The organism is Enterobacter asburiae, assembly GCF_008080435.1.
In the GTDB taxonomy this organism is placed as follows: Bacteria; Pseudomonadota; Gammaproteobacteria; order Enterobacterales; family Enterobacteriaceae; genus Enterobacter; species Enterobacter asburiae_C.
In genome coordinates, this window is the sequence record NZ_VRKN01000037.1 from 1 (window position 1) to 9,104 (window position 9,104).

3 protein-coding genes and 4 pseudogenes are annotated in these 9,104 nt (G+C 46.1%); 4 read left to right on the forward strand and 3 right to left on the reverse strand.

The window, feature by feature from the left end:
- Nucleotides 1–168: 168 nt before the first annotated feature.
- Nucleotides 169–354: pseudogene (locus FU672_RS24345) on the forward strand (helix-turn-helix domain-containing protein); the annotation flags it as partial.
- A gap of 136 nt (nt 355–490) precedes the next feature.
- Here the strand turns inward: FU672_RS24345 and FU672_RS24350 are convergent.
- The 3 genes and pseudogenes from FU672_RS24350 to FU672_RS24355 all read right to left on the reverse strand — a co-directional run.
- Nucleotides 491–862 carry a winged helix-turn-helix domain-containing protein gene (locus tag FU672_RS24350; RefSeq protein ID WP_262349065.1) on the reverse strand — a complete coding sequence of 124 codons (372 nt, stop codon included), beginning with the start codon at nt 860–862 and terminating at the stop codon, nt 491–493.
- Nucleotides 863–1,641: 779 nt separating this feature from the next.
- Nucleotides 1,642–1,746: pseudogene (locus FU672_RS25325) on the reverse strand (hypothetical protein); the annotation flags it as partial.
- Nucleotides 1,743–2,342, reverse strand: a pseudogene (locus FU672_RS24355) (DDE-type integrase/transposase/recombinase); the annotation flags it as partial. The pseudogenes FU672_RS24355 and FU672_RS25325, both read right to left, overlap by 4 nt.
- Before the next feature lie 1,380 nt (nt 2,343–3,722).
- Between FU672_RS24355 and FU672_RS24360 the strand changes: the two are divergent.
- The 3 genes and pseudogenes from FU672_RS24360 (at nt 3,723) to FU672_RS24375 (ending at nt 8,544) form a co-directional block, all read left to right on the forward strand.
- Entirely contained in the window at nt 3,723–4,442 is a 720-nt protein-coding gene (locus FU672_RS24360) for a hypothetical protein (RefSeq protein ID WP_262349066.1), read from the forward strand.
- Nucleotides 4,443–4,809: 367 nt separating this feature from the next.
- Nucleotides 4,810–5,920 (forward strand): annotated as a pseudogene (locus FU672_RS24370) (IS3 family transposase).
- Between the two features lie 542 nt (nt 5,921–6,462).
- Complete coding sequence (locus FU672_RS24375) at nt 6,463–8,544, forward strand: pyruvate formate lyase family protein (RefSeq protein WP_222848627.1); 2,082 nt, start codon at nt 6,463–6,465, stop codon at nt 8,542–8,544.
- Nucleotides 8,545–9,104: the final 560 nt, after the last annotated feature.

The window sequence follows — 9,104 nt, forward strand, 5'->3', positions numbered from 1 at the left end:
GGACGAACAAAGTGATGGAAAGGTATCAGCGATGGCAGCTTAGATTACGACTGCCCCACGGTTTTTCATGCTCTCCTATTAGGCGACAATTACCCCGTCCGCATCGCGACAATTACTCTGGCCTGTTTGTAATCTGAGCGTCCTGTTTCTTCTTTCCAGGGAGAGGTTGTGACGCTGAATACCAGACAGGTCAGTTTTTACATGGCTCAACGTAATAAAGGTCTTACCCAGGAAGCCGCTGCGGCCACCACCGGCATCTCTGTTCGCTCCGGACGACGTATTGAAAAAGGGCAGTGGCAGTCATCAGGTGAGCGACACTGGCGGACACGTCAGGATCCTCTGGAAGCGGTCTGGCTCAGTGATGTGCTTCTCAATTTAGCTGTTACACCCCTGAGTGCGCATAACAAAGATTATGTTAAATTGAATAATTTATATATTAACAATCAACATGTTAGACATTAATGGATGTACCCTTTCGACCTCAAACCAATTATGGTAGCTTAAGAAATAATGTCCGTTCCTGGGTTTGCGATGCCTTAAAGCCATGATGAAGATAAAAGCTTTCGGCTTCTTCAGTCAGTATGAGTTCATGACAGCCGAGCAGAGAAAGGTTACGGCGAAGAATACTGACGTATTGATTTAAGTTATTTCCAGAAGCATGCAAGCCATGCTTATCCCAGACGGTTTCCAGAAGATATTCACGCGTCAGCTCTCTTCCTTCGGACGACAAAAACGTCTCCAGCAATCGTGCGGCAGGTAAAGCCAGCCTGATCACGTCCTCGCTGGAGGACAAATGCAGGGTGCCGTCGTCGGTATTAAATACAACTAACCTGTCAACCTTGTTTTTTCTGAATAAAATCACTTTGGCTTTTATTTATAGTGGCGTAAACACCCCCAGCCACCGGATATTTGCTCCCGTGCCTCAAAAAGGCCCAGTGGAAGCGAAGCTGCGATTTGACGACATTTACAAAATTCACCAGCCAATCAGTCGGTTAACGATTGCGTTTAGATGTGTACGTAAATGATGTACGAAATGATTGCGGTGTCCGAAAGTCGTTTAGCTTAGTTTTGGACTGGCAAAAATAGCCTGTCCGCAAAGGTACGGTTTCGAATATCAACAGATGTCGTAAAATTGCGCGTTCGCTCCCATTCGGCCAAAAAAGCAAAATAACACTAAGGCATTGATCTGTATATGAAAATTGATGGAAGTGTTTCCATTCCACAAAGCATTACGTGCAAAAGCACATTCTGTATTTACTCTGTTCGCCATTCATGAGTGAAAAGTTATCCCATTTATTTGTATATATTTATTATTAAATAATAAAACTAAAAACGTATCGTACTGAATAGGGTACATGGAGGCTTTGCGGGAGGGCAGCTCTGCTCTTAACCGGTTGACGAGATCATGGCTCCAGCAAGGCTCTGGATTTCAAATGGTTAGTCGCAGACGCCGGGGTAGGATCTCGTACACGCTATACCTCAGGTCTACCACTATGTATAGATCTACAAGGAAAGTATACCCTGTGCTTACTGAGCCCCCTGCTAGCTGTCAAGCTGAATATCCGTTCCAATACACGAATGTCACCACAGATTTCTTTTGCGGCGTAGCATGCAGTCAGCGTGTTAATCAGCGACTAGGTCTTCACGGCCTACACCGTCGTTTTCCAGGCACAGCCCTATTTCCTGGAAGCGATCGAGGTTGTGATATTCATATTCAATCCACTGCTGTTTGGCACCCTTCCCGCCGACAAGGTGCCGGTGGTATATCCCCACGGCGCGCCGTTGTCCATCGTCATCCTGTCCGGCAGGCCGTAGTGACCAACTGCTGTTGCACGGTCTAACGCCGTTCATCGGTACAGTGCGCCAGGCACAGGGAAAAACAGGAGTGGTCGTCCAGCAGGATGAGCGGATGGCAGCGCCCCCCGCCAAAGGAAAAGTGCCCCTTAAAATCCATCTGCCAGAGCCGGTTCGGCGCGTCAGGTTCGAACCGTCCCGTGGCGGGAATACCCGGTGAAGTGCCCGGCAGCAGGCCATGCCGGGCCATCAGGTTATGGACGGTGCTGAAGGCGGGCATGGTGTGCCCCTGGTCTTTCAGCCAGCGCTTTATCTTGCGTGCGCCCCTGCGTTCATGGCGGTCATGGGCCATACGCAGCAGGGCAGTGATGTCGTCCGGAGAATGGTTCAGGGAATGATGAGTTATGCGGGACCGGTCCTGAGAAGGCCGAAGGAGTCTTCCTGAGTCCAGAGCTGAAGCCACTTGTAGCCCCTGGCATGACGCACAACGAACAGATGATCGGCCCGTCCTGCGAGGCGAACAGTACAAAACCGGTACGTAATGACATGGTATCTCTCGCATCTCAGGGCATAAGCGACTCCATTAACGGGTTCTTATGCCTTAGTTGTAAGTGTCTACCATGTCCCCGAACACGGGTTCACTATGTCTCCGGTGGGCGGTTATGCACGTGGATTACGTGCAGGTATAGCATGCTGAGGTCAGCCGCCAACGAACTGCGGCTGACCTGTAGAGCAATGTTACCCCGTAGATTCACTCTTAAAATGTCAATCTTGTGCATCAAGTGGTGTTTTTAATTTATGAAATCTATGACAATTATAACACATGCTAAGGGATCCACTTAATCTTCGTCCTGAAGGAAAGAGAAATATTTGTTAACTGACACAGATAAGCAAGTATTTCCTGAGCAACCAAAAATTTCAGTCTGTGAAAAAATAAAGCGTTCTGCCCAGTAAAATTTCAGGACACCTTTGGAATACAAAATATTGCCTAAGGCCCATACCTGATGAAACGTAATCTCACTCACTTACTGTATTTTGTCACGGTCGCACGTAAATGCAGTTATTGCCGGTTATCATCACGTATCAGGAAGGCATAAGCCGCTGCCATAACGGCAGGAAAACTCACAGGCTTTAATGTCCAGAGAGACGAAGGCGTTCCTCACGATGCGAGACAAGGCTCGCAGTCTTACTCTGCTGTCAAGCATGACATTGTAGATACTTAATGAGATCGCCATTAATACCGTGATACTGAGTTTTTCATCCTCAGGTTCGAGTGTTCTTTTGATATCCCCACCCTGAAAAGGGATCTGAATGCCCTTAATACAACTCGCGGTGAGATACCAGAAACAACATAAACGTTAAAACGCAATAATAATTACCCTTTAAATAAATGATGTCAAAAAAATGACTAACCCTCAGAGAACATTTCCGAGGATATTCCCTTGCCCTGCTCTGTTTTTGTAAACCCGGACCTGACCCCGCAGGGCCTTAATGCTTGGAGCGGTAATAAATTGCCTGCGCATATGACTTCTGAATCATGCATGGATAAACATTGCATGATTTACAGGAAAAGCAATCATTATATCATTATATCATTATATCATTATATCATTATATCATTATATCATTATATCATTATATCATTATATCATTATATCATTATATCATTATATCATTATATCATTATATATATTCAACCAAAAATAAACAAAAAACAAATATTGAGTATCTGTACCAGAACAAAGAAAGGCATCACACCTCATTACGAAAATCCCTCTGATAATACCGAGGCTCAATAAGCGATTTTATGTCCAGCAACCGGCCCTGATAAAGACCCGCTACGTCGATACCTCTTTCATTATCAGACGCAGTGGAGATAAACAACAATCAGGACCCGCTGATATATGCATAAAAAAGGAAACAATAACATGAAAAAAATTATTCAATCAGCAGTAGCACTCTCCCTCGGTTTCATCATAAGCGGTTCCATAATGGCAAAGGAAAATAACGCAACGTTAGCCGCCCCCGGTTACACCGCAACAAAAACCAAAGGAAGAACACTCTGGAGTAATGATGATACAGCTGTTGGCCTGCTGGGATCACTCCGGTTTGTCGGGAAAACCGATTCCGGACATACCCAGGAACACAATATTCAGGATAATGACTCCAGACTGGGTATCGCCATACGGTATAACCTCACAGCCGGCGACAGCGATAATTTTGTACTGGGCTATTACGAAACAGGGCTCCACGGACTGGATTCCTCGACCGACGGACTGAGTAATAATGTCTATACCCGTCAGGCCTATGCCGGATTCGGAAATGAAGCACTTGGTATCCTGACCTTCGGGAAGCAATACGCGCCGACAGACTGGTGTCTGGGGGTAGATACCACGTATGCCTGGGGCGGGAAAAGCAAACACGATCAGACAGGGATGTCGACGGACCTTGTCAATTCTGCAGGGATCTATTATTTCACTGACAAGCATCTTACTGTGGGCGTAATGGCACAGGGGAATGACAACGTGAATAAGATTGGTTTCGCAAATTCTGCAGTCAACCGTGCTGGGTACCGACTACATGCTCGGCAAAAATGCAGTCGCATTTGTGGAATACAGTTACCAGAAAGCCTGGGGCAATACATATAACGACTGGAACATTGACGACCACCTTGGCGCTGTAGGTTTTCGGGTCTTTATTTAGCGTCAGTGCCTGACGTTCAGGATTAGCACGGAAAAACCAGCATGCCCAACGTCAGCCCACGCCGGGGACAACAGACGTTGTTCCCGGCGATAACGACCTTACAGTGGTTAACGATTATTCAGCCATCACCGGGGAGCTCTTGCTGTATTTCCTCTGTCACCGGTTCCTCATGATTTTTTCTGGAAATGACAAGAAACAAAACATCCCTCTGGATGAAATCGCCGCCATTACGATATAACGCTGACCTGCTCCCCGTTGATTAATACACCCCGATGTTAGTAATGTCTTCATAAGCCACATGAGGACATCCCCATGAAGAAGCATTTTTCCGACGAACAGATCATCAGTATTCTTCGCGAAGCGGAAGCCGGAGTTTCTGCCCGCGAGCTCTGCCGTAAGCACGCCATTTCCGATGCCACTTTCTACACCTGGCGCAAGAAGTTTGGTGGCATGGAGGTGCCCGAGGTTAAGCGGCTTAAATCTCTTGAAGAGGAGAACGCCCGCCTCAAGAAGCTACTTGCCGAAGCCATGCTGGATAAGGAGGCACTTCAGGTGGCTCTGGGGCGAAAGTACTGACGACAGGCCAGAAGCGGGAAGCCGTTGAGTTTATGTGTGATGCGACCGGTCTGTCGCAACGTAGTGCCTGCAGGCTTACAGGTTTGTCCCTGTCGACCTGCCGCTATGAGGCTCAGCGTCCGGCAACTGATGCGCATTTATCAGGGCGCATCACTGAGCTGGCACTGGAGCGCAGGCGTTTTGGCTACCGCCGCATCTGGCAGCTGCTGCGTCGGGAAGGCCTTCACGTCAATCACAAGCGGGTATACCGTATTTACCACCTTAATGGACTGAGCGTAAAACGCAGACGACGCCGTAAAGGGCTGGCAACCGAACGGTTTCCGCTTCTGCGCCCGGATGCGCCGAACCTGACATGGTCGATGGATTTCGACTGGCCAACGGTCGGAGGATCAAGTGCCTGACCTGTGTGGATGATTTCACGAAGGAGTGTCTGACAATCACCGCTGCTTTCGGTATTTCAGGCGTTCAGGTCACGCGTATTCTGGACAGCATCGCGCTGTTTCGGGGCTATCCTACGACAATAAGAACCGATCAGGGCCCGTAATTTACCTGCCGCGCGCTCGATCAATGGGCCCTTGAGCATGGTGTGGAACTACGGCTTATCCAGCCAGGTAAGCCAACGCAGAACGGATTTATTGAGAGTTTTAACGGACACTTTCGCGATGAGTGTCTGAATGAACACTGGTTCAGCGATATTCTTCATGCCCGGAAAACGATTAATGACTGGCGGCAGGATTATAACGAGTGCCGTCCCCATTCATCGCTGGATTACCAGACACCAGCTGAATTCGCAACGGACTGGCGAAACAGGAAATATGAACAAAAACCAACCGACATTACTAACTGAAGGTTGTATCTAATCCTGGGGGCAGGTCAATCGACCCTGTCACTTTCTGATGACCAGTGCATCTGGCAACTGCAGCGTTGGTGAGGTCTTCACATCAATTACAAGCGGTTATAACGACTTTTATATTTTTCATTATAGCGGAAACGTGAAAAACCAAGTGATAAAAGGCCCCATGGGCACAATAGTCACGTTGTAACATCAGAAGTTACCTTGATATTTATCAAAAACAAGGTGAATACATTTACGCCTTACATATAACTGAACTTTCTATCTTTTTACAGCAACAACAAGAAGATCAGAGGGATTTAACTTGTACTGATTTTTTCAAGACGCTGGTTTTGTTTAGCTTTGTACGATTTTTCTTGATGTGAAGTTAGTCACAATAGGCTGATATTGTGTGTATTATATTGTTGTACATGATTTTAATCGCAAAGATAATTAGGAGAGGATTGTGTCCATCATCGAATCTGAAGGTAAAAATACGCTAACTGCCCAGCCCCTAAGACAGGTTGTTAGTGGGTTATCTGAAAGAGTAAAAAAAAATAAAAGATAATTACGTCAAAAGCAAACCGGGTATTTCTTATGATCGAGCCAGAATCTGGACTGAATCACATAAAAAAACCGAAGGTATGTCAGTACAAATCAGACGTGCGATGGCGTTTAAAGAATGCTGTGAAACCATTGTGGTAAACATATTTGAAGATGAGCTTATTGTTGGGGCGACGGGCGAACACCGCAGATGCGGAATTCTAACACCTGAGTTCTCCTGGTCTTGGGTAAATAAAGAGATGGATAATTTCCCAAATCGTTATCAGGACCCTTATCAAATTACTGAAGAACAAAAAGAGTTTATTCGTAAAAATATTTTCCCTTACTGGGAAAATAAATCTTTAGAGGAAGCATTTCTGGCTCAACTGCCTGCAGATGTTGCTGACGTTACCGTTGATACTGGTATTGTAGACAACGATTCAAAATGGCGGCAAGCTGTCGGAGAAATCACGCCTGATTATAAAGGCATTCTTTTCCCAAAAGGTTTTACTGGCATTTTGAAGGAAGCCAAAGAAAAGCTGAAAAAGTTATCACCATTTAAGCATGAAGATTTAGATAAAATTGATTTTTATAATTCCATTATATTAACGTCTGAGGGGATTATTACTCTCGCAAAACGCTATGCCAGTAAAGCACTTGAACTGGCGCAACTGAAACGATCAATCGATCGCAAAAAGGAACTGGAAGAAATTGCCAGAGTATGTCACAAGGTACCGGCATTTCCTCCAGAAACCTTCCATGAAGCGGCACAGTTTGTCTGGTTTGTTCAGCTTGGAGGTATCTTATCCGAAAATCCACTGGCATTAAATCCAGGCCGTTTTGATCAGTATATGTATCCCTGCTATCAACGCAGTAAAAAACAGGGGGTATCAGATGGTCAGATTCAGGAAATCATTAACTGTTTATGGCTAAAATTTTCAGAGTGGGTGTGGACTATTTCGGCTAATACCGCCGATTTTTTTGCTGGATATAATCAGTTCCAGAACCTTACCGTTGGGGGGAAAAAGGAGGACGGTTCTGATGCCACCAATGAGCTGAGCTATATGTGTCTCCAGGCCACCGCGCAGGTCAAAACACATCAACCCGGGTTAAGTGTCAGGATCCACCAAAATACACCGCAGAAATTTATGATGGCGGTAGCCGATTTGGTGAGTCTTGGAACAGGTTTCCCCGCAATTCACAACGACGAAGTCGGCTATCAGATGCTGATCAATAATGGTGTCAGTCCAATAGATGCCCTGGAATGGAACAACTGCGGTTGTGTGGTCCCACACCATCGCAAAACCAGCCAATGGACCTCAGCCGTCAATCTGAACATTACCGCTGCGTTAGAATTTGCCCTGAATCAAGGCTGTCATCGCAAAACGGGAAAGCGGATGGGACTTGAACAGATGGCACCGGAGACGTTTTCCAGTTACGAAGATGTCGAAACGGCATTTATTCATCAGTTTGAACATCTTATTGATTTATCTGTGCAAAATACGCTCATTGCACAACGTCTGCATAAAGACATGGTGCCACGCCCCTTCCTCTCATCATGTAATCAGGGCTGTCTGGAAAAGGGCGTCGACTTAAGCCGTGGTGGTGCAATATATAATGTTGGGCCTGTTATCACCGGCGTCGGACTTTCCGTTACGGCTAATAGCCTGGTCGTTATAAAAAAACTGGTGTTTGAAGACAATATCTGCAGTATGCATACGCTTACCGATGCGCTGGACAAAAACTGGGAAGGTTACGATGAACTGCGGAATACCGCTTTGGCGGTAGATAAATATGGTAACAATAGCGATTATGTTGATGATATCGCTCGTCGAATTGCAAACCATTTTTATCAGTACACGCATACGCATAAGGATAGTAATAATCACTCATTCCTGAGCGCCTTTATGGGAATTTCAAATTACTTGCCGACCGGAAAAGTTCTGGGCGCTACGCCAGACGGAAGGAAAGCCGGCGAACCGATCTCTGAGGGGGTGTCCCCTTTTGCAGGAACGGACCTGTTCTTCACCGTTACATGTAATGAAATCTGCGGCGAAGATGAATCAGAATCTCCACTCTGGCGGCACGCTACTTAATCTTCGCCTCGGGCCTGAGTTGCTTAAAACGCCACGAGGTAAATCTATCTTTGGAAACAATTCGCATTTAAACAGGATACTGCATATCAGAAAGTACAGATGCATCTTGTGTTAAGATACAATTTGTTAAAGAACAAGCAGCCATCTGTCAGCGCCAGGTTGTCTTCAGTCAGACCTGTCTTTTCATTACGGTGTTGCGTTCGATCCCGTTTGCAGCATGGTACAGACAATTTACAAGGCAACCTGCCACCCACCTTCTGAATGACCTTTTCAGTACCGCGTTGTTCACCGTGTTGCAGCTCTTCAGGCCTTGCCCGTCTCGATGCCTTTTTGTTCTTTGATCAGTACTCCCTGTGTGGAGTACCGGTAACGTTACTGTGTTACTGTCAGGATACAGCAAGAGGAAAATAATCAGGACCTGATCTCAGCCATGCAGCCTTCAGTTAGACCATATACACACTCTTTTGAAAGATAACGTTATCCTGATGTAGCCCCCTGAAACACCAGACAGTAGCTGTATCTCCAGATAAGAGATAGGCTTGAATATATGTCTAACACTA

What these genes read in the sequence shown, in the direction of transcription:
- FU672_RS24360 (WP_262349066.1), top strand. Translation starts at nt 3,723, where the DNA reads ATGAAAAAAATTATTCAATCAGCAGTAGCACTCTCCCTCGGTTTCATC.